The 22,390-nt window shown below is 42.8% G+C and carries 23 protein-coding genes and 1 pseudogene; 15 read left to right on the top strand and 9 right to left on the bottom strand.

The window, feature by feature from the left end:
* A pseudogene (locus DPF90_RS02290) lies at positions 1-270 on the top strand (IS4 family transposase); the annotation flags it as partial.
* 38 nt (positions 271-308) lie between these two features.
* Here DPF90_RS02290 and uraH read toward each other — a convergent pair.
* Positions 309-650: a hydroxyisourate hydrolase gene (gene uraH / locus DPF90_RS02285; RefSeq protein WP_114784229.1), complete on the bottom strand. Its 342-nt coding sequence runs from the start codon at positions 648-650 to the stop codon at positions 309-311.
* A 166-nt stretch (positions 651-816) separates the two neighbouring features.
* Here uraH and DPF90_RS02280 point away from each other — a divergent pair, with 166 nt between their 5' ends.
* Together DPF90_RS02280 and DPF90_RS02275 are read left to right on the top strand one after the other, a co-directional pair.
* Complete coding sequence (locus DPF90_RS02280) at positions 817-1,224, top strand: thiol-disulfide oxidoreductase DCC family protein (RefSeq protein ID WP_114784227.1); 408 nt, start codon at positions 817-819, stop codon at positions 1,222-1,224.
* Between the two features lie 12 nt (positions 1,225-1,236).
* Positions 1,237-1,923, top strand: coding sequence for a flavin reductase family protein (locus DPF90_RS02275; protein ID WP_114784225.1), 687 nt, complete (start codon positions 1,237-1,239; stop codon positions 1,921-1,923).
* A gap of 1 nt (position 1,924) precedes the next feature.
* On the opposite strand, the gene DPF90_RS02270 is transcribed toward DPF90_RS02275, so the two are convergent.
* On the bottom strand, positions 1,925-3,388 hold the full coding sequence (locus DPF90_RS02270) for a cryptochrome/deoxyribodipyrimidine photo-lyase family protein (RefSeq protein ID WP_114784223.1): 1,464 nt from the start codon (positions 3,386-3,388) through the stop codon (positions 1,925-1,927).
* 201 nt (positions 3,389-3,589) lie between these two features.
* Between DPF90_RS02270 and DPF90_RS02265 the strand changes: the two genes are divergently transcribed.
* The 5 genes from DPF90_RS02265 to DPF90_RS02245 all read left to right on the top strand — a co-directional run bounded on the left by DPF90_RS02265 (position 3,590) and on the right by DPF90_RS02245 (position 6,510).
* Entirely contained in the window at positions 3,590-3,835 is a 246-nt protein-coding gene (locus DPF90_RS02265) for a hypothetical protein (protein ID WP_114784221.1), read from the top strand.
* 378 nt (positions 3,836-4,213) lie between these two features.
* Positions 4,214-5,239, top strand: a complete 1,026-nt coding sequence (locus tag DPF90_RS02260) for a hypothetical protein (RefSeq protein ID WP_114784219.1) — start codon at positions 4,214-4,216, stop codon at positions 5,237-5,239.
* Positions 5,240-5,574: 335 nt separating this feature from the next.
* Entirely contained in the window at positions 5,575-5,787 is a 213-nt protein-coding gene (gene cspE / locus DPF90_RS02255) for a transcription antiterminator/RNA stability regulator CspE (protein WP_114784217.1), read from the top strand.
* Between the two features lie 368 nt (positions 5,788-6,155).
* The gene (locus DPF90_RS20320) at positions 6,156-6,302 is read left to right on the top strand and encodes a hypothetical protein (protein ID WP_172971877.1); all 147 of its coding nucleotides are present in this window, start codon (positions 6,156-6,158) and stop codon (positions 6,300-6,302) included.
* 7 nt (positions 6,303-6,309) lie between these two features.
* Positions 6,310-6,510, top strand: a complete 201-nt coding sequence (locus DPF90_RS02245; protein WP_114784216.1) for a hypothetical protein — start codon at positions 6,310-6,312, stop codon at positions 6,508-6,510.
* 120 nt (positions 6,511-6,630) lie between these two features.
* Here DPF90_RS02245 and DPF90_RS02240 read toward each other — a convergent pair whose 3' ends face one another.
* The 4 genes from DPF90_RS02240 to DPF90_RS02225 all read right to left on the bottom strand — a co-directional run bounded on the left by DPF90_RS02240 (position 6,631) and on the right by DPF90_RS02225 (position 11,936).
* Complete coding sequence (locus DPF90_RS02240; protein ID WP_114784214.1) at positions 6,631-7,752, bottom strand: HDOD domain-containing protein; 1,122 nt, start codon at positions 7,750-7,752, stop codon at positions 6,631-6,633.
* Positions 7,733-9,778, bottom strand: a complete 2,046-nt coding sequence (locus tag DPF90_RS02235; protein WP_240314442.1) for an MHYT domain-containing protein — start codon at positions 9,776-9,778, stop codon at positions 7,733-7,735. The genes DPF90_RS02240 and DPF90_RS02235 overlap by 20 nt, the downstream gene beginning before the upstream one ends.
* Before the next feature lie 63 nt (positions 9,779-9,841).
* Complete coding sequence (locus tag DPF90_RS02230; protein ID WP_114784212.1) at positions 9,842-11,011, bottom strand: HD domain-containing phosphohydrolase; 1,170 nt, start codon at positions 11,009-11,011, stop codon at positions 9,842-9,844.
* 88 nt (positions 11,012-11,099) lie between these two features.
* The gene (locus tag DPF90_RS02225) at positions 11,100-11,936 is read right to left on the bottom strand and encodes a DUF1460 domain-containing protein (RefSeq protein WP_114784210.1); all 837 of its coding nucleotides are present in this window, start codon (positions 11,934-11,936) and stop codon (positions 11,100-11,102) included.
* A gap of 271 nt (positions 11,937-12,207) precedes the next feature.
* Here DPF90_RS02225 and puuE point away from each other — a divergent pair, with 271 nt between their 5' ends.
* The 7 genes from puuE to DPF90_RS02190 all read left to right on the top strand — a co-directional run bounded on the left by puuE (position 12,208) and on the right by DPF90_RS02190 (position 19,288).
* Entirely contained in the window at positions 12,208-13,128 is a 921-nt protein-coding gene (puuE, locus tag DPF90_RS02220) for an allantoinase PuuE (protein WP_114784208.1), read from the top strand.
* 1 nt (position 13,129) lies between these two features.
* Positions 13,130-13,645: a 2-oxo-4-hydroxy-4-carboxy-5-ureidoimidazoline decarboxylase gene (uraD, locus tag DPF90_RS02215; RefSeq protein ID WP_114784206.1), complete on the top strand. Its 516-nt coding sequence runs from the start codon at positions 13,130-13,132 to the stop codon at positions 13,643-13,645.
* 66 nt (positions 13,646-13,711) lie between these two features.
* Positions 13,712-14,695, top strand: a complete 984-nt coding sequence (alc, locus tag DPF90_RS02210; protein WP_114784204.1) for an allantoicase — start codon at positions 13,712-13,714, stop codon at positions 14,693-14,695.
* 13 nt (positions 14,696-14,708) lie between these two features.
* Positions 14,709-15,257 carry an ureidoglycolate lyase gene (locus DPF90_RS02205; protein WP_114784202.1) on the top strand — a complete coding sequence of 183 codons (549 nt, stop codon included), beginning with the start codon at positions 14,709-14,711 and terminating at the stop codon, positions 15,255-15,257.
* A 13-nt stretch (positions 15,258-15,270) separates the two neighbouring features.
* Entirely contained in the window at positions 15,271-16,500 is a 1,230-nt protein-coding gene (locus DPF90_RS02200; protein WP_114784200.1) for a urate hydroxylase PuuD, read from the top strand.
* A 158-nt stretch (positions 16,501-16,658) separates the two neighbouring features.
* The gene (locus DPF90_RS02195; protein WP_114784198.1) at positions 16,659-17,159 is read left to right on the top strand and encodes a putative pterin-binding protein; all 501 of its coding nucleotides are present in this window, start codon (positions 16,659-16,661) and stop codon (positions 17,157-17,159) included.
* Positions 17,160-17,164: 5 nt separating this feature from the next.
* Entirely contained in the window at positions 17,165-19,288 is a 2,124-nt protein-coding gene (locus tag DPF90_RS02190) for an ATP-binding protein (RefSeq protein WP_114784196.1), read from the top strand.
* A 19-nt stretch (positions 19,289-19,307) separates the two neighbouring features.
* On the opposite strand, the gene DPF90_RS02185 is transcribed toward DPF90_RS02190, so the two are convergent.
* The 3 genes from DPF90_RS02185 to xdhC form a co-directional block, all read right to left on the bottom strand.
* Positions 19,308-20,042, bottom strand: coding sequence for a class I SAM-dependent methyltransferase (locus DPF90_RS02185; protein WP_114784194.1), 735 nt, complete (start codon positions 20,040-20,042; stop codon positions 19,308-19,310).
* Positions 20,043-20,198: 156 nt separating this feature from the next.
* Positions 20,199-21,518 (bottom strand): guanine deaminase, encoded by a 1,320-nt coding sequence (guaD, locus tag DPF90_RS02180; protein WP_114784192.1) that lies wholly within the window; start codon positions 21,516-21,518, stop codon positions 20,199-20,201.
* Positions 21,519-21,549: 31 nt separating this feature from the next.
* Positions 21,550-22,389 carry a xanthine dehydrogenase accessory protein XdhC gene (xdhC, locus tag DPF90_RS02175; protein WP_114784190.1) on the bottom strand — a complete coding sequence of 280 codons (840 nt, stop codon included), beginning with the start codon at positions 22,387-22,389 and terminating at the stop codon, positions 21,550-21,552.
* Position 22,390: the final 1 nt, after the last annotated feature.

The raw sequence follows: 22,390 nt of genomic DNA, 5'->3' as shown, positions 1-22,390 counted from the left end.
GCCTATAATTTAGTACGTTTAGAAATGATTCATATTGCCGAAGATGCGAATGTAAGTCCAACTCGGGTTAGCTTCACAGCAGCAATAAATTTGATAGATGCCCAGTTGCGCTGGCTAGCGCTCAGCCCCGATGGCACTTTACCTGTTAGGCTCAAACAAATGCGAGAGAGCATCAGCCATTTCATTTTGCCAGATAAAAGAAAGGACCGAACGTTTCCACGTTCAGTCCTCTTTGTTCGGGCCAAATATCCATTTAAATATAAGTGTTAATACTTATCCGAACGGCATTACACCATTAGGTGTGGCATTTAACTTCCTCGATAAGAAGAAAAACTATAGGGAGAGACCAGCAGGGGAACGTGTATAAGTGATGTTGGATCACTTAGCCCGAATCGAATAACGATATCGTCGAGAAAGCTGGGGTTTTCGCTTTGCGCAAAATACGCTCCAACATAAAAAATCAGCTGATATTTACCAGCTTTGTATTCACTTCCGTGAAGTAAGGCGTCGTCAGTTCGACCATCTTGGTTGGTTATCACAGTGCTAACCTTTGTCCAGCCTTGGTTCTCTTGACGGTATATCTCTATGCTAATACCAGCTGCAGGTAGGCCTTTCATGGTATCGAGTACATGTGTGGTAAGCTTTGTCATTGGAGATTGTCTTCACTTTAAGGCTTATTTTGCTTGTATTTACAGTATAGGTGGACTTAGGTTAGTGTTAGAAAAAGAGTCGCCACTTTGCCATTTATGGAGCCGTATACTGATCGAGATGTTTTCGTCTGCGTAAAGAGAGTCGGATAATAGGAAAAATAAAATCATGAGCAAATTAACACTATTTTACGACGGGACCTGCCCGCTTTGCGCTAAAGAAATGCGTGCTATTCGAGATAAAGATAGTCATGGCGAGATAACAACTATCGATATTTATAGTGAGGCTTTTAGCAAATACCCAGAAATTGACCCTGTGGCTGCCAATAAAGTACTCCATGCGGTAGATGATGGTGGGCGGCTCTTGCTTGGTTTAGATGCTGCGTATCGAGCATGGGATATTCTGGGCCGAGGCTGGATGTATGCTCCTTTAAGGTGGCGCTTTATCAAACCAGTAGCCGATAGGCTTTATTTGTATTTCGCTAACAACCGTTACCGCATTTCGTATCTGTTTACTGGTACATCACGCTGTGATAGTCAATGCACCATTAATCCCACCCAAGGGGAAAAACAGTAAAGGAAGTACTTAATGAACTACGATGCACATAGCATTGCTATGATGGAACCTAGGAATCGAGCTCGTTTTATCAATAGCTTATCTGGATTTAAAAGTGCGAATTTAATAGGTACACGCGATAGTGATGGCAATGAGAACCTCGCTATTGTCAGCTCTGCGTTTCACCTTGGCGCGACCCCTCCTTTGATGGGGCTCATTATCAGGCCAAGTAGCGTTGAGCGTCATACATTAGAAAATATTTTGGCCACCGAGTGTTATACCATCAACGCGGTGACACACGAGTTTCTCGCAGCGGCTCATCAAACATCAGCGCGATACAGTAAGCTTGAATCTGAATTTGAAAAAGCAAACCTTACTCCCTACTACATTAATGACTTTAATGCGCCATTTGTGATGGAAAGCCCGTTGAAATTAGCGATGAAGCTGGTAGACCATCAAACTCTGGCGGTTAATGGAACAGAGATGGTGATTGGTGAGATACAAGATGTTCTTGTGTCAGATAGCGCGGTAATGCCAGATGGTTATGTTGATATAGAAGCGCTCGATCTGGTCACCATATCAGGTTTAGATAGCTATCATATTACCCAGAGAATAGGGCGTTTGAGCTACGCCAAGCCAGATCAAAAGCTGCATCCATTGACCAAAGAAGGTGATCCTTCTTCTTGGGATGCATTTGGTCTGAGTGATTTTGACCGCTGATTTAACGATCGACTCTGACATGTCTAGCCAGAATACGTTTGCCTTCGGCTTTAACATCACCTCTACTTCGCCATGACCAAAGGCGTTGTCTAGCGTTTTGTGCTTCTGCTTTTAAATCAATGACAGGGTTTAGGTAAGGGCTATCTTCAGGTAACTGATACATGGTGGCTTCAAGTGGTGCTAATTTCCATGGCTCAAACAACAAAGGTGTTGGTACATGCTGTAATTCTGGGACCCATTGGCGAATAAATTCCCCAGTGGGATCCTGCTCTTGGGCCTGTTTGGTAGGGTTGTATATTCGTATGGTATTGATGCCAGTCACCCCAGCTTGCATCTGAAACTGTGCATAATGTATACCGGGCTCGAAGTCGAGAAACTGCTGAGCTAAATGCGCGACACCCAAGCGCCAGTCACAATGGAAATGGTGGGTTAACACACTCACTAACATGGAGCGCATGCGAAAGTTGAGGTAGCCTGTTTGGGCTACGCTGCGCATGCTTGCATCAACCATGGGTAACCCTGTATTCCCGCTTTTCCACGCTTCAAGTAAACGCTTATCGTTTGGGCTTTGCTCTATCAATGCTTCATACGCATGGTTAATACACCTGTGTTCCATTTCACTCTCTGACTCAAACTTTTGTATGAAGTGACAGTGCCAATGAAGCCGAGAGCTAAGTGCGCTTAGACTGCGGCGCCAACCTGGGTTGTTCCAATGTGCAAGCAGTACCTGATACACCTCTCGTAAAGATACATTGCCCCATGCAAGGTAGGGTGATAGGCGAGAGCAGGCGTGTTGGGCACTCAAGGGGCTGGAGAGATTTTTAAAGTAATTTTTGCCGCGGTGATTAAAAAAGCTGCTCAGTACTTGATGAGCATATCGGCTTCCACCATGCTGAAATGGTTCGGTCTCGCTTTGCCATGAACTAGGCGATGTAAAGATAAACTGATCTTTACACTGGTAATTCAAAATAGGGGAGCTCGCGGTGATAGATATAGGTTCGATTGGGGCTCTCATGGTGTTATTCCACTTGGCATCCCATTTTTCTCTGCTTTTGGCGCCGCGAACCACAGCGCCTTGCTGACTTTCAACCCACTCAATTTGGTGTGACTTAAACCAGCTAGCGAGCCTAATATCACGTTCGAACGTTTTTTTAAGGCCAATTTCTTGGTGAGAAAATACGCGATCAATATGGTAATCCACCGCGATAGATTCAAAACACGCCAGCGCTTCTCCTTGCATAATGGTAACGCTATGGCCGTGTGAATTCAGTGTTTGATTGATATCTTGAAGTGACTGCCAGACGAAACGCCAATGCCTTTCGGAGTAATGCTTATCCTCCAAAAGCTCAGTTTCAAAAATGTAGAGTATCAGTGTCTTTGTTCCGCGGTTTAATGCTCGATTAAGCGGCTGGTGGTCGGTTAGACGAAGATCTCTTTTGAGCCAAACTAAATTGATGCGCTCCATTTTTACTTCCAATGCAGTTAGTTACAAAAGTTTTACGTACAAATAGAGCTGAGGATCGTCTTATCTAAAATATTCTTTGTCTCTGGTCTATTTGATCGAGATGACTTTATTGGTTGGTCTGAAGACAGTCAGCAGCTTCCGGCCGCGCAGTGGCTGACTAGAACGTCGTGTGGTAAACCTTGCCGACTGACGACAACCACTATGTCTGCGCAAGTCAGCGCTGCTCAAGCTGGAATAGGTATGGCAATTTTTCCTCACTTTATTGGTCAACAAAAAGGCTTAGTCTGCGTACAAAAAGACGTTGGCTGCGACCAACCTATTTGGTCAGCAGTGCATTCCGACCTTATTCACTCTACAAGAATAAGAGCTGTGACTGAATTTTTAACCGAGCTTATACAGGCCAAGAATCAAGAATTAACTTCTGAAAGTGCTGGTGGTGCGCAGTGAGGTGAGGGTTGGCCCAAAAAACGTATTTCGAATATATGGCAATGCACTTTTAATAGGCTGAGTTTGATTTAGTTTCTTCTATGCTAGTACAGTAGTTCACTGATAGTTTACATGCTCCTTAAGTCCTAATTCAGTGAGGTACGGGTTGTTTTGGGTAAAAAGCAATTGGCGTGCATCGACGCCAGTCCAGATAGCTTCTAAGTTAACTATTCCAAGGCCTTAATATGGGCCGTGCTTATCAAGCCTTCTGATCACGATTGAGGCTTGAGTCCAAATTTTACCCGCAGCTCAGGTTAATGAATCTTTATTTGATTAAGTCAAAGCTTTTCTTGGTTGTTGAGGCTAGAGCTGAATTAACTGAAAAGGAAGATAGTGCTTATGGGCATTCAAAAAAACATTGGTGTTGTGCCTGGTTGGCAGGGAGGCTTTGAAGAGTCAAACCCTGAATTTGCGTACCCTAATCCAAACCTAACCTCATTGCCAATGCTAGACAATATGGCGAATATTGACTTGCTGCAACGTCAGCAAGCGGTGAAGTGGCCAGAGTTCAGTTGGGAAACGGAAAAAGGCAGCGAAAACCCAAAACGCTGCTTTCAGATGTTTGCCCCCGATATTTCAAGACTTGGATACACAGATAAAGGGAGGGTGTATTCGATTATCTGTCCTCAGCAAGGGGTCTATTCACCCTCACTAGGGACTATGAATGTTGAAGTCACAGTGACAGGTCAGCGAGGCTGGGTGAATGAAACCGATCGTGAGCTGGCAGCTGATATGAGTGTGGTTGGCAAAATTTGGTTTAGCCCGAGCGCATTGCAAAATCCTATCGTTAAGTTGTTATGGTCTCACTTTGAAAAGAGTAAGCAGCCTTTTCCTTTTCGAAAATCGAGCGCGATTGTTGTTTATACCCACAAAGTGGGGCAAGCGGACCAGCCGATATTCCCACTAATTAAAGGCGAAAGTAGCGACTTTGATATTCCTGATTTTGCCAAACATCCACAGGCATGGAGTGTCGGGCATTTAGGCGTAGAAATAGGAGCGCCCTTAAGGACGGGTTACCCAGTCGTTGATGAGTTTAACAAGCTGATCATGGATGTGTTTAATTTAGGCTCAGGCAATATGCTGCAAATGGGTAATGTGCTGACTTGGAATGTCTGGTTTACTGAGCCTGAGCTCGTTAATACTGAAGAATGGAGAACCCATGCCCAAAGATGGCGTGAATCTATCGATGTGGACCATTGCTCTCCAGATGGTGATGGAACTAAAGCTAAATACTTTGATGGCACCCTATTTAAACCCAATCTTGACCTTATTAAAGAACTAGAGAAGGAAAAAATCGGCCACTTCCTCAGTCATTTGGAGGGAGAGGTTAAAGAAGGTATCAGTAAGTGCCTTAAAGAGATTTAAGTTTATGCCTCCGCTTAACAGGAAGCGGAGGCTTTTTCCTGCCCGCACCTTAATCCAATTAGGGCAACTAGCCCTACGAATAAAATCATTTGGTGAAATACTAACTAAGGACGCAATAGAACAAGGGTAAACTTTTTAAAGAAAAAGATATCTATTGTTTTGAGATAGTGTATAGTGTTCGCCAGCTCATATGGTGAGCTATTAATGGCTTATTTAGTTCAAGACTTTCTCAGTTTTCTTCCGATTTGATTCGTCATCTCTTTTCTGCGATACCTTTTTCTTCATTCCTTATTTAGTAGCTCACTTATTTATTTAAACAATCTATCGAGATATTCATGTCAAATAAAACAACTGGCTCAGTAAAATGGTTTAATGAAACTAAAGGTTTTGGATTTATCACTCCAGACAACGGTGGTGCCGACCTATTTGTTCACTTTAGATCCATTGCCACAGATGGCTTTAAAACGCTTGCAGAAGGCCAAAAAGTGTCTTTCAACGTAGAGCAGGGCGGTAAAGGCCCACAAGCTGCTGACGTTACTGTTCTCTAAGAGCCTAAGCGAGATCTTGCCTTTTCCTAGTAATGGCGAGATCTCTCTTGCATGTTGAATAAGGAGTAGAATGAATCGAAGAAAAGTGTATTGGTATTATGTTTTGCGTGAGCAAAAAATACCAAAAGAGAAGAAATTAATTGTACCAAATCAGATATTACCTTTATCACAATAAAGAATCATGGTCATCGACCATAAATCAGCTCAATAGCGACGTGTTGCAACGTCATATTCTCCCCAAAGCAAATGCGAACTTCTTTAATCTGAATTTTTCATTTTGTGAGTCCGAAAATACGGGTGAAATAAAAAATTCACAGGGTATGGTCTTGGGAAATTTTACTATTTCATCGTGCAAAGGAGACTAGACGTTGAAAAAACCAACAGGTCGTAAATTAAAAACCATCAATGTTGAAGATAACATCAACGATGATCGCAAAGAAAGTATTCATAAAATAAGAAAAAAAATCGAAGACATCCTACTGGAACGTGAACAGAAAAAGTTGTGGGATCTGTGAGGTAAATATGCGAAAACCAATAAAAAAATCAAATGCAAGAATACGGAAAAATAACTTCGAAGAACGATTTTCCGCTATGGTGGCGGAATATAACAAGGCCAAAGACCTTCTGGATACAATGAGTGAAGGAACTCCAGAATATGCCAAACAAAAAAAGGTTTGTGACAGGTTATTTGCAAATGCTGAAAAATTTATCAATGCCAAATAAAACGTTAATCACTTTTAAAATAAACAACATAGGTCTCTGACTAGATAGGGGCCTCACTTCAAGAAATCAGTGGTACTTGGAACTTAACCCTCCGAATAGAAAACTTCCAAACAAACATCTTTAAATTGCTTCTTGTAACCAAGCTTCTAATTTTGTTTCTAGCCCTAAATGTGTAACTAGCTGGTTATCAATCGGTTGGTTATTAATGATACTACGAGCAAAATAGATTGCGCTTGCAGCGCCAAAGGGGAGATCAAAAAGTTGCTGGGGAGTATTTTGCAATGAAATGGCATCGAGCATTTTTTGTGGAAAACCCCAATAGCTCAGGAGATAAACAGCAAGTTGATAAGAGTCGGTTTTAAAGATGTGAGTTTCAATATGTGATTTGTCTCTACCCTTTGTTTTGGGATCGAGCAAAGCGCGCATCAAATCAGGCGTGATCTTGAGTCGCACATATTCTCCAATTCTATGTAAAAGGCCAGCAAGATAAGTGAAGTCTTTTTCGTCATCTGGGACCATTTTTGCAGCCAGCGAAGCCACTTTATAACTGTTGGCTTGAAGTTCTTGCAGCTGTGCACTTGGAGAGTTATTGGAAATAGAATGAGCTTCCATCATATCTAAAATATTTGATATGGCTTGTATACCAAGTCTTGTTACTGCTTCTTTGAGGCAAACAGTGTCCTTACCACAGTGAAACATTGCATTGTTAGAAATTTGTATTATCTTTGCGCTCAATGCTGGGTCTTGTATCAGGGTATCGGCTAAATCGTCAAGGGATGGTTGATCGCATTCGAGGATTCGTTTCATTTGATAGAAGTTAGCCGGATAGGTTGGCAGTGAGTTAATGCTGCTAATAGCATTTTGGATGATATTATCTGGAAACACTTCTAGTAGCATAGAGATTCGGTTGATTTCTCTTTCTAGTGTCTTGGGATCGCAAGGCTTGGTAAATGCAAGGTGGGAAAAAAAACCCCCTCTTATGGTGAGGTCACCATCAGAGTACCCTGAAAGCGACGCGCGAATCACACTGGGATACTTCTTACTCACTTTCTCAAGTAGTTGAGCTCCATTCATTTTAGGCATGAGGATATCTGAGATAACTATGTCTATGGCTTGGCTTTCGAGTATTTGCAGCGCCTCTTGCCCACTGGTTGCTATAAATATCGACCATTTATTGGCAAATAACGCTCTTTTTAGACCTCGAAGGATCATCTCTTCATCGTCAACTAACAGGATCTTCATCACGATGCTCCTTCTTTATTTGAGCTTTTGGCGCCGAAATTGGCAACTTAATCGTAAACCTTGTTCCTTCTCCAACCTTGGTTTGGGTATGAATAATGCCTTTATGGTGCTCAACAATACATGAGTATGCGAGATTCAACCCTTGCCCAGTGCCTTTTCCTACATCTTTAGTTGTGAAAAAGGGATCAAAAATTTTATCGACAATATCTTCGGGAATGCCTGTGCCGTTGTCTGCTATTTCAATAACAAGATATGTTCTTTCAGGAAAGACACTCACTTTTATTGTCCCTAATTGTCCATCTTGTCCTTTAAATTTCTCTTCAATGGCATGTGCAGCATTGATGATAAAATTGAGAATAACTTGGTTGAATTCATCTCTTCGACACGGAATTTTAGGAGTGCATGGACTAAAGTCAGTTTCCACATTGGCGACATAGCGCCATTCGCTTCTCGCGATTGTAATCGTTGATTCAATGGCTTCGGTTATATCGACTTGCTGTACTTCGCCGTGGCCAGAATGTGTGAAGGATTTCATCGCGCGAACAATTTTACTGATTCTGTCGAGCCCTTCTAAAGACTGGTCGATAGCAAGTGGTATTTCTTCAGCGATAAAGTCAAAATCGTGTTTTTGTAAAACGTCTGAAAAATCTGGCACGTTTGGTTGTGGTGTTGATTGCGATTGATGGCTTTGTTTGAGTTCGTTGACGATATCTAAGACGGCTTCAAAGGAGCTTTTCAAAAAGTTGGTATTATCTGCCACATACTGTGTTGGCGTATTTATCTCATGAGCGATACCGGCGGCAAGCTGTCCCATAGATTCGAGTTTCTGGGATTGCCTAATAGCTTTCTCTTGTTCCAATCTGTCAGTGATGTCTCTGACAATACAGCTGAAGTACTTAGTCTCTTCATTGACACCATCAAGCTCAGATAAACTGACTTCGATTGGAAACAGCCTATGGTCTTTTCTTTTCCCTTTAAAGACAAGCCCACTCCTTAGTCTATGCTCCAATGCCGCCGTTTCTTCCACCGATTGTTTGTCAAAAGAAGGCATCAGGCTCTCAATAGACAGACCCTTGATATCATCGCCTTCATAGCCAAACATTTTTATGCCCATTTTATTGATGCTCTCGACTCTATTTTCACCATTTATGATGATAAGACCGTCGGCTAAGCTGTTGATAATTTGTCTTTCTCTTTTGATGCTTGCTTGCACTGAAGACTCGGCCGATTGCAGTCGGCTATCGATCATCGAAGTAAAAATAGTGGCGACAAAAATAAGCACGATAAACATAGTCACAGCAAAGGCAATGACATGTGAGTCACCCATAATGTGTGCGGAGTGCTCGATATCGGGGTTTTTAACGTAAAACCGAACCGCTAACATAGCGGTGTAATGCATCCCAGCTATCGCGACGCCCATAATCATTGAAGTGAAAGTTCGATCCACAAAGCTTCGATACTGCGACTTAATCTTGCTGCTGTACTGAGTCCTGATAAGCGATATGGCGACCAATGCAAAACCAAAAGCAACGATCAGAGAAGTAATAAATAGAGTAAAATCGTATACCATTACGGCATTGGTTTGCATTGCTTCCATACCTAGAAAGTGCATGCAGCCAATGCCGAGGGCTAAACTCAGTGCACTCAACAGCATATTTGGTAGCGAGAACGTTCGTGATTGTAGAATGTGGAATGCGATTAGAGCACCCACAATAGGGGGAAGGAGAGAAGCGAGTGTTATAGGCAAGCTGTACTCCATCGGCATGGGGATCATGTAGGCCAGCATACCAGTAAAATGCATTGCCCAAACGCCTAGCCCATACACCACTGCGCCAAAAAATTTCCACAGAGTGGCCACTTTAAAAGAGTCTGAATACCAGATGCGTTTAAGTATAATTAAGCTGGTATACGCCGCTAGGCTCGAGACAAAAATAGATAACAAGACTAAATACACGTTAAATTGAGCACTAATCTCGGTATAGTAAGCGGGGTTGATCGACTGAAAACGCCAAAACTCGGTCATCATGTTACTCTCTTTGCCTGGTGATTAAATAAGAACTAACGCGGTCGTGATATTATAAAACGGCCTCTAAATACGGTTTGTATCTTGTGTTTTCTCTATCTTTTCTGTTTCTAACATTGAGACTCGAACTTCGCCAGATATGGCTTTGTTTTCGATACAGTGATGAATGATCTTCATCAGGGTATGGGTGACACGTTGGCCTTTTTTGGCGACCAGTTGACCGCGCTCGGTTGTGATCTCTTGTTCAATAACCATGCTGGGATTGAGGCTGCGAACATCCACAGACATGAGTTTATTGGTTTCAACCAGTGATACTTTGAAGGCTTTCAGTAAATCAGGGTCGTAAAAATCAGCTTGTTCGTCTAATGCACGAAGTGTTTCTGAGCTGGTAAACCCGCTTCTTTCAAGCGAGCAGAAGTCACAGACTATTTTGAGCATTCTTGCGCCTAGAGGAATCTCTTTTCCTTTGACGCCGTCGTTTGGTATACCCTCACCATTAAAACATTTTTGTTGGTAAAGTAGTGTTTTGGCAATAGAGTCCATTCTGGGGATCTGTTTTAATAGATCGTATGCTAGTGAAGGGTGCTGCTCGAACAATTGTTTGTCTTGTTCTGAAACTAGTTTTCCACTCTTTATGTTTTTTAGCGTGGTTTCAGGGAAGATAATGTAACCAAGCTGAGAAAGTTTTATGATTGGCTCGAAGCTCCAGTGCTTTTTCAGCTTGATTGCTTTGGCAAGATTAAGCATATGAAATTGCACTCTATGTGTGTTATCAGTAATGTCGGGGACAGCGATAGACATGACTTCACTCAACACATTAATAACTCCCTTAAGGGTTTTGTTTAGCAGTACTCGCTCCGCGATAAGCAGATCGTATTGCCGAAGCCCCGCGTTAATGTAAATAAGTAAGTCTTCCGATGAGCAAGGTTTATTGATGAACTTAAAGACATCCGCATGGTTAACCGCATCTGCAGCCGTTTTTTGATCTGAATTGCCAGTAAACATCATGCGAACAGTTTCAGGGGAGCTTTCTTTTACTGCCTTCAAAAGCTCTAATCCACTCATTTCGGGCATTTTCATATCAGAAACAATAACAGCGTATTGTTTATTGCTAATAAGTTGTAATGCTTCTTTTCCGCTGTTTGCTAGTTCAATATCGATATGGTTTCTGAGGTTGCGCTTGAACGAATTCAAAATATTGACTTCGTCGTCAACCAACAACACTGTTCTATTCATTTTAAGCTACCTGATGCATATTGGTTTAGTTTAGACCACATTCATCGAGCTCAAAGTGACTAGTGCGCAAAAATTCTGTGTTAGGTGATTAATCTACCGCTCGATAGACCACAATACCGGGTATAGTTTTGACATATTCTAGGAAAGGGGTATCTACCACGCGATTGTTGGTTCGTTTGGAAGACGCGTTACGATAGACAGGGCCGTTATCCGTTTGAATAAAAATGCCAGTATGAGTTACATCAAGCCCTTCGATATTAGAGTAGGTGCCAACATAATCGCCATCTCGCATATTCTTTATGACGTCTTCATCCACCTTGTCACTGGGTATGTAGGTGATGTCGCGCCTTTTTATGGGTAAGCCAGCCAGAAACAGGCCTCCATTTTCCTTTTGGTTGAGGTTTTTTGTGACCATGATAAAAAAGTTAGATAACTCAGCAGTGATATCAATTGCGTTATAGGCCTCTTCACTTACCCAGTCTGAGAAAAAGTGACGTCGGGTTCTATAGTCTACTTTACCGTTAATGTATCGGGTCTGGATAAGATTATCTTTGAAGTCATCTAGCTGCTCTGATTTTCGCAAGGCTTCCACGTAATCAAGGTAGGTAAAGCAATCGAGCTCACCTAGCTTGATCACTAACTGTTCATCGGTATTTTGATCACCAATCATCCGATTAGCAGCGTAGGGAACATCGATAAATACAGAAGAAAACTGGCGAATTTTGTCTGAAGTAGAAAGTTGTTCGGTATCAATGATGGCTTCTAAGCGTGTCTGTGCTTGGGTATAGAACGAAGCATAATCAGAAAACAACCTTGTTTTACTGTTGTTTGCATCTCTCGCAGATGACTCTGTGTTCCAAGCAGATGCTGGATTATGAGAGAGCGTGCTAACGCAAAGTACCAATAGGGTTGTTAACTGCTTCATAACAATGACCTACTTCCTTCGAATTCTAGGTGTTTAGGGGATAAATAAGCGCTTGCTTCAGTCTCGCTATTTATCCATAAAGATCTGGCATTCTAATGTTAAAGTTGTCATTAGTCTGTTTTGAATTTGAGAAAGTACCGAATTATTTTAAGAGAAGTCGAACGCTTGCTACTACAAAGTCACAAGGTGCTCTTCTATCTCATATTTTTTTGTATAGGCTAAATTTATAGAGTTACTGAGTGTTTTGATAACTTAATGCCAAGGAGCTGGTATGGATGAGGCCTACGACAGAGACTTGATTGGCTATGGCGCCAATCCGCCTCATCCTAAGTGGCCGGATGGTGCACGTGTTGCACTGTCATTTGTGCTCAATTATGAAGAAGGAGGCGAACGTTGCCTCTTGCATGGCGATGATGAATCCGAATCCTTCTTATCTGAAATTCCCGCTGCTATGCCCATTCCAAGTGCTCGGCATATGAGTATGGAGTCTATCTACGCATATGGCAGTCGCGCTGGCGTATGGCGTGTTTTGCGTTTGTTTGAGCAATATTCCTTTCCCTTGACAGTTTTTGCGGTTGCCATGGCGATAGAACGTCACCCTGATGTGGCCAGAGCAATGGTAAAAGCAGGGCATGAACTATGTAGTCATGGCTATCGCTGGATTGACTACCAGCATATGGAAGAAGCGCTCGAACGAGAGCATATGGCCAAAGCGATACGTATTATCGAACAAGTGACGGGCACTCGTCCGCTGGGTTGGTATACTGGCAGGGCCAGCCCCAATACTCGCCGCTTGGTTGCAGAAGAAGGCGGTTTTTTATACCACTCTGATGCGTATGATGATGATTTGCCGTATTGGCAAACACAAGCAGGGCGGTCTCAATTAGTTATTCCTTACACCTTGGATGTCAACGACATGCGTTTTGCCACCACACAAGGTTTTAATAGTGGTGAGCAGTTCTTCCAGTATTTAAAAGACAGTTTCGATGTTTTATATGATGAAGGAGCGTTGGCGCCCAAAATGATGTCTGTCGGTTTGCACTGTCGTTTGATTGGCCGTCCTGGGCGAATTGCAGCGCTAAAACGCTTTTTAGATTATGTCCAAGCAAAGGAAAAAGTATGGGTATGTCGGCGGATTGATATTGCTCGGCATTGGCATCAGCACCATCCATATTGCGTGGGAGAGAACTAAGATGACCCACTTTAGTTCATGTACGCCTTCAAGCATGTCCTTGAATGAATTTGTTGATCAGTTTGGTGAGGTGTATGAGCACAGCCCTTGGATTGCGGAATCTTCTTACCGACAAGGGCTAAGCGAAAAAGACGATGACATTGAGTTCTTACACCAACGCATGGCCCAAGTACTAATTCAAGCTGATAGAAATAAGCAGCTTGGTGTTATTTGTGCCCATCCAGATTTAGCAGGACGGGCTGCAATAGAGAAGCAGTTGAGTCATTCTTCTCACAAAGAGCAAGCAGGGGCTGGACTTAGCCAATGTACTTTGGAGGAGTTTAAGTTATTTACTGAGTTAAATGATAGATACAAAAGCCGCTTTAATTTTCCCTTCATTATGGCTGTGAGGGGGGCGAATAAAGCACAAATTATCGATGGCTTTAAAACCAGAATTGATAATGAACCTGAGTTTGAATTTGCTCTAGCTCTTGAAGAAGTGAATAAGATTGCGCTATTTCGTTTACGAGATATGTAAATGAGCCACTTTCTGAACTCTGGTAAACAAGCACTGATGTGCTAGTAGATTGGTGAGGGTACCGCCATGTCATTAGACGTTGAACATTATATTAACCTTGCTGATGAGAAGCTGGGCGCTCAGGTGATTTATGCCACGGATGATTTCTTTGCCGATAAAAGTCGTTTGATACGGCGGGATGACCCTAAATGGAGAGAAGGCGTTTATGATGAAAATGGAAAATGGATGGATGGCTGGGAAAGTCGCCGTAAACGTGAAGAAGGCCATGATTTTTGTATTGTGCGCCTTGGCTTAATTGGAGTGGTTGCAGGCGTAGATATCGATACCTCTTTTTTTACCGGAAACTTTCCGCCTGCAGCATCAATTGATGCCTGCTATTGGCCTGATGGCGATCCGTGTGCGCTAACTCAATGGCAAGAAATCCTACCTAAAATGACGTTATATGGTAATAGTCATCACATAGAGAAAATCGATACCGACGAAGTATATACTCACTTACGTCTCAATATTTATCCTGATGGTGGTGTAGCTCGTTTACGAGTTTATGGCCGCCCCAGTGTCGATTGGCAAGGTTTGGATCACAGACAAAGGGTTGATCTTGCAGCGGTTGAAAATGGTGGCCGCGCATTGGCATGCAGCGACCAACATTACGGCAATAAATCCAATATTTTGGGAGTTGGGCGAGGCGAAAATATGGGAGATGGTTGGGAAACGGCTCGCAGAAGAACGCCGGGTAATGATTGGGTACTTGTCGAGTTGGGACACGCCGGAAATATCGAGTGTGTAGTGGTGGATACAGGGCACTTTAAGGGGAACTTTCCCGATTACTGCTCGATTCAAGCTGCTTATGTTGAAGATGAGACAGGCGAGGCATTGATAAGTCAAAGCGCGCTTTGGTCTGAGTTATTACCTCCTCAAAAACTCAACGCCGATGATATTCATGAATTTACCGCAGAAGTCGTGGGTTTGGGGCCTGTGACTCACGTACGATTAAATATTTTTCCGGATGGAGGCATCAGCCGCTTACGTTTATTTGGTACTAAGGCGTAAAGGTGGTAAGGCGATGGTGATTAAATCAAGACGGTTAATTGTTGAGACGCTCACACCCCATGAGTTTGCTGCCTTTGGTGAAGTGATTGAGATCGATAACCGCCAGTACACCAGTATCAATAATGGCCGTGCGCACCGCTTCCATAAGCTTGCGACAGCAGATGTGCAGGATGAAGGTGGGGAGGCCATTATCAGTATCTTCAGAGCACATATCCCAAGCTTTCCACTAATAATTGATTCACTCGAGCGTCATCCACTTGGATCGCAGGCTTTTATCCCACTGCTAGGAAACCCGTTTTTAATCGTTGTTGCACCAAAAGGTGATAGCCCAAAGTCTTCTAAAATTAGGGCATTTGTTACCAACGGTCGTCAAGGGGTGAACTATTTCAAAGGCGTTTGGCACTTCCCTTTACTCGCATTGGTGGAACGGGATCAATTACTGGTTATTGATCGAGATGGGGTTGGGGAGAATTGTGAGACTAAAGCATGTGATGGCGGTGTGGTTGAGTTGCACAAAGAATCGATCCCTTCTTCCACTTTATTAGGATTAAGCTGGCGTTAAACAGGAGCTCACTATGGATCCTCACATCACAGAGTGGCTGAATTTAGCAATTCGCTGGGCTCATATGGTGGTCGGTATTGCTTGGATTGGAGCCTCTTTCTATTTTGTTTGGTTGGAAAATAATCTTAATCGCGTTAATCCCAAACAAGGATTAGCGGGCGATTTATGGGCTATTCATGGTGGCGGTATCTACCATCTTGAAAAATATCAGCTTGCCCCGAACAACATGCCAGAGCGCTTGCACTGGTTTAAATGGGAGGCCTATTTTACGTGGATAACGGGCATGCTGCTTTTATGTGTTATCTACTATTTGAATGCTGAGCTCTACCTCATGGCTGCTGATTCTATGCTCTCTGCCCCTGTTTCTGTGGCACTCGGTATCCTATCACTTTTTGTGGGATGGTTCGTCTATGACGCGCTTAGTGACTCGGCGCTGAGAAACTACCCTGTAGTATTGGCATTGGTGCTGTTTACCTTCATTATGACCGCTAGTTATGGAATGGTTCAAGTTTTTAGTGGCCGCGGGGCCTATATTCATATTGGCGCCATGATAGGCACCATTATGGTTGGTAACGTCTTTCGGGTTATCATGCCTGCTCAGCGTGATTTGGTGCAAGCAATACAAGAGCAGCGACCACCTGATCCCGCATTGCCTGCAAAAGCGTTACTTCGTTCTAGGCACAACAACTACATGACACTTCCTGTCCTATTTATTATGATCAGTAATCACTTTCCTAGTACTTATGGCTCAAGTTTTAACTGGGCTATTTTGGCCGGTTTATCTGTTGTGGGTATTATGCTGCGTCATTATTTTAATACTCGTCATCTCAGTCAGAAGTTTGTTTGGCTCATCCCTGCAGCTGCACTGGGAATGATTATACTTGCCTTTGTCTCTTCACCCTATAAAAGTACAGGTAACGCCCAGCAGAAAACTCATGATGTCGCTATGGCGAGCGTGGATGATGTGAAAAGGGGACTTATTAGCTTTGAGGAGGTCAATGATGTCATTCGGCTGCGTTGCACGGTTTGTCATTCTACCGAGCCTTCCAACCTCTTATTTTCTACCGCACCTGCGGGTGTGATGTTTGATACCCCACAAGACATTGTACGTCACCTCCCCTCTATCATCATTCAGTCGGTTCAGAGTGAGGTGATGCCACCGGGTAATACTACGCAAATGACCGATGAAGAACGTGCTCTGATCGGAGCCTGGGCGGCGCAAGAGAGGCCTGAGAAGGAGTAAGTTAGATTGAGACGTCGTCGTGGGATGCGATATTTTGTATTTCGCATCAATCAGTTGAATCAAGCAGACTCGCTAAGCATGGTCTCATCTTCGTCTATACTGAAAGACAAAGTCATAAGTCTTGAAAATAAAACCTGTATCATTTCTGAGAGGTTACTATGCGCCAAGCCGTTGTTGTCAGTTTGATGAGTATTGGGTTGCTGTTTGCCAATGTGGTTTCAGCCCTGCCAGCCCCAGAAGGAGAGCCAATACTCTGGGTATCTGGCAAGATCACTGAGTCCAATAGCGCGGATGGAGTTGAATTTGATAGTAAAATGATCAAACAGCTAGAGCAGGGGACCATCACTACTCACAACCATGTTGTTGCAAAAGCGCTCGAATACAAAGGGCCTAAATTGAGTGCTTTGCTTGATTATGTCGGGGCCAAAGGGTCATCACTTAAAGTGGTGGCTTGGGATGACTATGTGGCTACTATCCCAATAGCAGATATCCGAAAGTATGGCGTCCTTCTTGCCACTCATGAAGATGGGATTAAGATGACCATTGATGGAAAAGGGCCTTTTTTCATCGTTTTTCCGTTTGTAGAACATCCTGAGTTAGATAAGGATCTGTACTACGCATTGTCAGTTTGGCAGGTGCGCGACTTGATCATCGAGTAGCTTACATGAGCGAGAATTTCTGGGAAAGAGGTAGGCATTTCGTTGCTATTATTGCTGCACTATGTCTTATGTTGGTACTCGTCATTGTTTACGTTTTTTTCTCAGTATCAAAAATAAAAGAGGTGACGCCAGAGCCCTATGTCACCATCATTAACAACAATATTACCGCAAAAACTAAGTTGCTAACTGTAAAGGCAGCCATCCTTACTTATACCACTCATCGGGACAAAAAACATCTGGCACAGCTCAAGTTCAAATCCAAAGTGTTTCGAGCAAGTATCTATCATGATTTACTCGCAGAAAGAACCCTTGATTTGCATTCTGATTATGGAGACGTCAATGAACTCAAGCAGATCAATGACCAAATTGCTAAAGCTTTCGATGGCATAGACAGGCTCACTTTAGGTGATATACAAAGCGCTCAGACAGTCAACGGTTTGTTTGATAAATCCTACAAGCGGTTGAATGCCTATCTGGCGGGATTTGTGAACAGTGTTCAGCAGAGGCAGGCGGAGTTCCTTGATTTTAAGGAGTCATTTTATAACAAGCAGTATGTTTATTTGGGTATTATCCTTTTGTGTTCAATGTTAATGATTGGTGTGATTTCCTGGATGTACTTGAACCAAATACGTTTGGGTAAGGATTTGGAAAGTAAAACGAAAATCATGGAGGAAGCCAAAAAAAATGCGGAGCAAAGTGCAAGTGCCAAAGCACGTTTCTTGGCCAATATGTCACATGAAATGCGTACTCCTCTCAATGCGATTATTGGCCTGAGTCAAAAGGAGTATTATCAGTCATTAGATGAACAGACACGCCATTTTATCTCTATGATCAATAGCTCGGGTGAACATCTTCTAAAGCTTATCAACAATGTTCTGGGCTTGAGCAAAATAGAAAAAGGTCGTTCGGCAATCTCTTATGATGATTTCTATATCAGTGAGCTTATCGATGTATCAAAAACCGTGTTTGTGAATTTTGATAAGCAGCATGAAGTAGAGGTCTTTTATAGCACAGGGTTGACAAGCAATTATAAAATTCGCTCAGATAAAACCAAGCTTGTTCAAATCATCAATAATTTAGGCTACAACGCCCTTAAGTTCACTGAGAAGGGATTTGTTGATTTATCTATCTCTATTGTGAAGCAAGAGGACCAAACTCAACTCAACATTTGTGTGAAAGATAGTGGTATAGGGATGACCCAGGAGCAGCTTGACAAAGTGTTTCAAGAATTTACTCAAGCTGATGAATCGATCACAAGAAAGTATGGAGGAACGGGGCTTGGGTTATCCATCTGTCAATCTTTAGTCTCTATGTTTGGCGGTAGAATACAAGTAAGCAGTGAACTCGGACAAGGCAGCGAATTTGTCGTCAACATACCTACACAGATAGTGGAAGAAAAGCCTTTGTTGAGCCCGCTATGGGAAAAGAAATCGGTACAAGTTATTTCCAGTCACCAAGATGTACGCTCATTGATAATTCGAGAACTAGACGCCTTGGGTCTTTATGATCCGCAAGGCTCGACATTATTGTATTACCTTAGCAATGGAGAGCAATTGGGTGATCAACTTAATCAATTCGCTGAAACCAAGCCTGATTCTATATTGGTCTATGGTCATCTGAACACACCTATGCCTTTGTTAGATAACACGAGACTGCTAAGTAAGCCTTATGATTTATTAAATTTGATAGATCATTTACAAGAGGAAGTGACATTATCAGTGCCCACTTCTAAGGCTAAAGCACAGCCTGAGCAAAGAAAGATCTCAGCCATGCTAGTGGAAGATATTCGTATGAATCAAATAGTGGCAGAAAAAATGTTGTCGACATTGAGCGCAGAAACAACAACGGTCAACAATGGGCAAGAATGTCTCGATGTATTGCGTCAGCAAAGCTTCGACATCATCTTTATGGATATTCAGATGCCTGTTATGGACGGCCTAGAAGCTTTAAAGCGAATCAAGTCTGAAGGCCTTGCGCCAAATACACCAGTTATTGCCCTAACTGCTAACACGTTTGATAGTGATGTGGAGCAATACTTGGAACAAGGGTTCAGTAATGTTCTTAGTAAGCCTTTTAAACTGGAGTGGTTAAAGGGCATACTCGATAAGCATGCCCATAATCGGAGGTAAGCTTCTTTCGACCATTCGCTTAGCGCGTTTTTATACCCACTAACATACCGACACGCTGATTTTCGATGCCAAGTATTCGTTTCTTGAATGGGTTTAAGTTACCAAAATCATAACAGTGTGCTGAAAATACGCTATTGAAACCTGCTTTTATTAATTGCTCTCGCCAGTGTAGTTCAGAGTTGAAGCAGACACCCACTCCTGCTGTGTTAGCACCGAGCGCAGAAGTAACAGGCTTGAGTAATTTAGATGAGGTTAACTGGTATATTAGCTTGCCCGGCGAATTGGTATGCTCTTTCCCTTCATAGAAGTTTTCAAAGATGATCACTATGCCCTCAGATCCTAGCATATTGTAGGCTGATTTCAGCCCTTCTAGTTGCAGAGCGTGGGTTTCTGCATAAGAATGGGCAATAAAGTGGTGCAGTACCCAGTTAAACTGGATCATATCGTAATCTTGTAATCCCTTGAACTCCTGATAGACGCTATTGACTAAGACTTTATGGTCATTGGGTTTGTTTTTGGTGTTCATATGTGAGTCAGGTTCAACAATGTCGACAGAACAACCCGGATATTGGGCAATGAGTTTGTCAGCATATAAGCCGTTTCCCCCGCCTACATCGAGAAAGTGAGCTTGGTGTGGATAGTGCACGTTTTGGTCAATCACACTACATACGAGTCGAAATAACGACTTGTCTATATACTCAACATCAAAATTTGCAACTTGTTGAGGATTCAGTAATCTAATATTTTCAGACATAATAAAATACCCCCAGTATCAAGTATTTAGCAAATTTTATGCCGTCAATTACTAAAAGTTAAGTTATTGTTTTATAGATGCTTATCAGAATTGAATACATTGAAACTGACTGAATTCTTATTATGCGTCTTATTTTGGAGTTTTCGTCTAACTTTATTAATCGCCTATCGAGCCTGGTTGAAAGGCTTTTTCTCCCATAATGTAGGTTTGATGTATGTTGCGTTCATCGCCAAGCATCATAAGTACAAATAATCGCTCTTCTAGCGTTTTGGCTTGCTTCATTCTCATCGCAAACAACGACGTCGACTGTAAATCGAGCACAACAAAGTCCGCTTCTTTACCTACTTGGAGGTTGCCTATTTTATCTTCTAGATGCAGCGCTTTTGCTCCTCCTAGCGTTGCCAGATAGAGTGACTTTAGTGGATGCAGTTTCTCTTGCTGAAGCTGCATGATTTTGTATGCTTCATTCATGGTTTGTAATAGAGAGAAGCTGGTGCCTGCGCCTACGTCGGTCCCCATACCGACTCGGATTTGATGACTTTCTAACTTGGAAAGGTTGAATAAGCCTGAACCGAGAAAAAGGTTTGAAGTTGGGCAAAACGCAACCGATGAATGAGTTTGTGCCAGGCGCTGGCATTCATGATCCGATAGGTGAACACCATGAGCAAAGACAGAACGCTTATGCAAAAGCCCATAATGATCATACACATCAAGATAGCCAGAGCGTTCAGGGAAAAGCGCTTTAACCCAATCAATCTCTTTAAGGTTTTCAGACAGGTGCGTATGCATATAAACGTCAGGGAATTCTTTTAACAGTTTACCCGCCATTTTAAGTTGCTGTGGACTGCTGGTGGGGGCAAAACGAGGTGTAACTGCATAGAGAAGTCTGTCTTTGTTGTGCCATTTTTCAATTAATGCTTTTGAGTCTTGATAAGCCGACTCCGGAGTATCGGTTAGCTCTGGGGGAGCATTTTGGTCCATGAGCACTTTTCCCGCGATCATTCGTAGGCGGCGCTTATGTGCCTCTTCGAAAAAAATATCAACAGATTGTTTGTGTACGGTACCAAAAACTAAGGCTGTCGTGGTTCCGTTACTCATCATCTGTTGGAAAAATAAGTTGGCCATATCTCTAGCGTATTGAGGATCGCTAAAACGCATTTCTTCTGGAAAGGTGTAGTTTTCTAACCAATCGAGTAACTGTTCACCATAGGAAGCGATAATCCCAATTTGAGGATAATGAATATGAGTGTCGATAAATCCTGAGGTAATAAGTTTATTCTCATACTCTTGGGTGAGAATTTTCTTTGGCAGCGTTTTCATTAGTTTATTTGACTCGCCAATATCGACTATGTATCCATCTTCAATGACGATAAGACCATCTTCAAAAAACTCATAACAATTGTCGAGACCGACGTCTTTGGGATCGGCGATACAATGCAGGATGCTGGCGCGATATGCTTTGCGTTGACTTGCCATATAGACTTCCTTTCTTGGCTGCAGTCGGTAATTAGGCGATTTTATCTTGTGCTGAACTGCCACTTTTCTCATTTTGTTCAGTGACTTGCAGATGTTTAGCACTGCCTTGGTAGTGCGTTATCAGCTCTCCAGCAACAGACACAGCTATTTCGGCAGGGTGTTTACCGCTGATCTCACTTATGCCAATCGGGCAGGTAAGAGAATGGATTTGTTGCTTTGAGTATCCTCGCTGAGCTAAGCGCATATGGAATCGTTTTCGTTTCGATTTTGAACCGATGACGCCAAGGTATAGGCTGTCAGCTCGGTCCAAGATAGCTTTTGTCAGATCGAAATCGAGCTGATGGTTGTGTGTCATGACTAGATAGTAGCTTTGGGAAGCTTGGTCGCGGACTTCAAGAACAGGGTCATCAGAGACAACCTTTGTCACATTACTTGGGACCAAGTCAGGAAAGATGTCACTACGCTGGTCAATCCAAGTGATATGGAATGGGAGTGTTGACACAACATGTATAAGTGCTTGGGAGACATGACCCGCACCAAAAATGACCAAAGAGTTTGAGTGACAGCCGACCGGCTCAAAACTTAAGGTTGCCACGCCCCCACAGCATTGGCCTAATTTGGCACCAAGATTAAACCGCTCTATTTTCGGAGATGTTTGGCCAAAAGAGAGCATGTCGCGCGCGATCTGTGTTGCCAAGTGTTCAAGGTGGCCACCTCCAATGGTTGCGATCAATCTATCTTCGGTAATCAGCATTTTGGTTCCCGCATTTCTTGGTACAGAACCTGTTGTTTCTAGTACAGTTACCATTACACAAGGTTGTTGATTTTGTTCTAGTTTAGCTAATTCCTGAATCCAATTGTCGCTGTACATG

Source organism: Vibrio tetraodonis (assembly GCF_003350295.1).
Taxonomy (GTDB): domain Bacteria; phylum Pseudomonadota; class Gammaproteobacteria; order Enterobacterales; family Vibrionaceae; genus Vibrio; species Vibrio tetraodonis.
Note: the sequence above shows the minus strand (reverse complement) of the source record. Positions and strands in the feature narration are given on the sequence as shown.

Coding starts and splice junctions, on each gene's coding strand:
- uraH (WP_114784229.1), bottom strand. CDS start 650: ATGACAAAGCTTACCACACATGTACTCGATACCATGAAAGGCCTACCT.
- DPF90_RS02280 (WP_114784227.1), top strand. CDS start 817: ATGAGCAAATTAACACTATTTTACGACGGGACCTGCCCGCTTTGCGCT.
- DPF90_RS02275 (WP_114784225.1), top strand. CDS start 1,237: ATGAACTACGATGCACATAGCATTGCTATGATGGAACCTAGGAATCGA.
- DPF90_RS02270 (WP_114784223.1), bottom strand. CDS start 3,388: ATGGAGCGCATCAATTTAGTTTGGCTCAAAAGAGATCTTCGTCTAACC.
- DPF90_RS02265 (WP_114784221.1), top strand. CDS start 3,590: ATGTCTGCGCAAGTCAGCGCTGCTCAAGCTGGAATAGGTATGGCAATT.
- DPF90_RS02260 (WP_114784219.1), top strand. CDS start 4,214: ATGGGCATTCAAAAAAACATTGGTGTTGTGCCTGGTTGGCAGGGAGGC.
- cspE (WP_114784217.1), top strand. CDS start 5,575: ATGTCAAATAAAACAACTGGCTCAGTAAAATGGTTTAATGAAACTAAA.
- DPF90_RS02245 (WP_114784216.1), top strand. CDS start 6,310: ATGCGAAAACCAATAAAAAAATCAAATGCAAGAATACGGAAAAATAAC.
- DPF90_RS02240 (WP_114784214.1), bottom strand. CDS start 7,752: ATGAAGATCCTGTTAGTTGACGATGAAGAGATGATCCTTCGAGGTCTA.
- DPF90_RS02235 (WP_240314442.1), bottom strand. CDS start 9,778: ATGATGACCGAGTTTTGGCGTTTTCAGTCGATCAACCCCGCTTACTAT.
- DPF90_RS02230 (WP_114784212.1), bottom strand. CDS start 11,011: ATGAATAGAACAGTGTTGTTGGTTGACGACGAAGTCAATATTTTGAAT.
- DPF90_RS02225 (WP_114784210.1), bottom strand. CDS start 11,936: ATGAAGCAGTTAACAACCCTATTGGTACTTTGCGTTAGCACGCTCTCT.
- puuE (WP_114784208.1), top strand. CDS start 12,208: ATGGATGAGGCCTACGACAGAGACTTGATTGGCTATGGCGCCAATCCG.
- uraD (WP_114784206.1), top strand. CDS start 13,130: ATGACCCACTTTAGTTCATGTACGCCTTCAAGCATGTCCTTGAATGAA.
- alc (WP_114784204.1), top strand. CDS start 13,712: ATGTCATTAGACGTTGAACATTATATTAACCTTGCTGATGAGAAGCTG.
- DPF90_RS02205 (WP_114784202.1), top strand. CDS start 14,709: ATGGTGATTAAATCAAGACGGTTAATTGTTGAGACGCTCACACCCCAT.
- DPF90_RS02200 (WP_114784200.1), top strand. CDS start 15,271: ATGGATCCTCACATCACAGAGTGGCTGAATTTAGCAATTCGCTGGGCT.
- DPF90_RS02195 (WP_114784198.1), top strand. CDS start 16,659: ATGCGCCAAGCCGTTGTTGTCAGTTTGATGAGTATTGGGTTGCTGTTT.
- DPF90_RS02190 (WP_114784196.1), top strand. CDS start 17,165: ATGAGCGAGAATTTCTGGGAAAGAGGTAGGCATTTCGTTGCTATTATT.
- DPF90_RS02185 (WP_114784194.1), bottom strand. CDS start 20,042: ATGTCTGAAAATATTAGATTACTGAATCCTCAACAAGTTGCAAATTTT.
- guaD (WP_114784192.1), bottom strand. CDS start 21,518: ATGGCAAGTCAACGCAAAGCATATCGCGCCAGCATCCTGCATTGTATC.
- xdhC (WP_114784190.1), bottom strand. CDS start 22,389: ATGTACAGCGACAATTGGATTCAGGAATTAGCTAAACTAGAACAAAAT.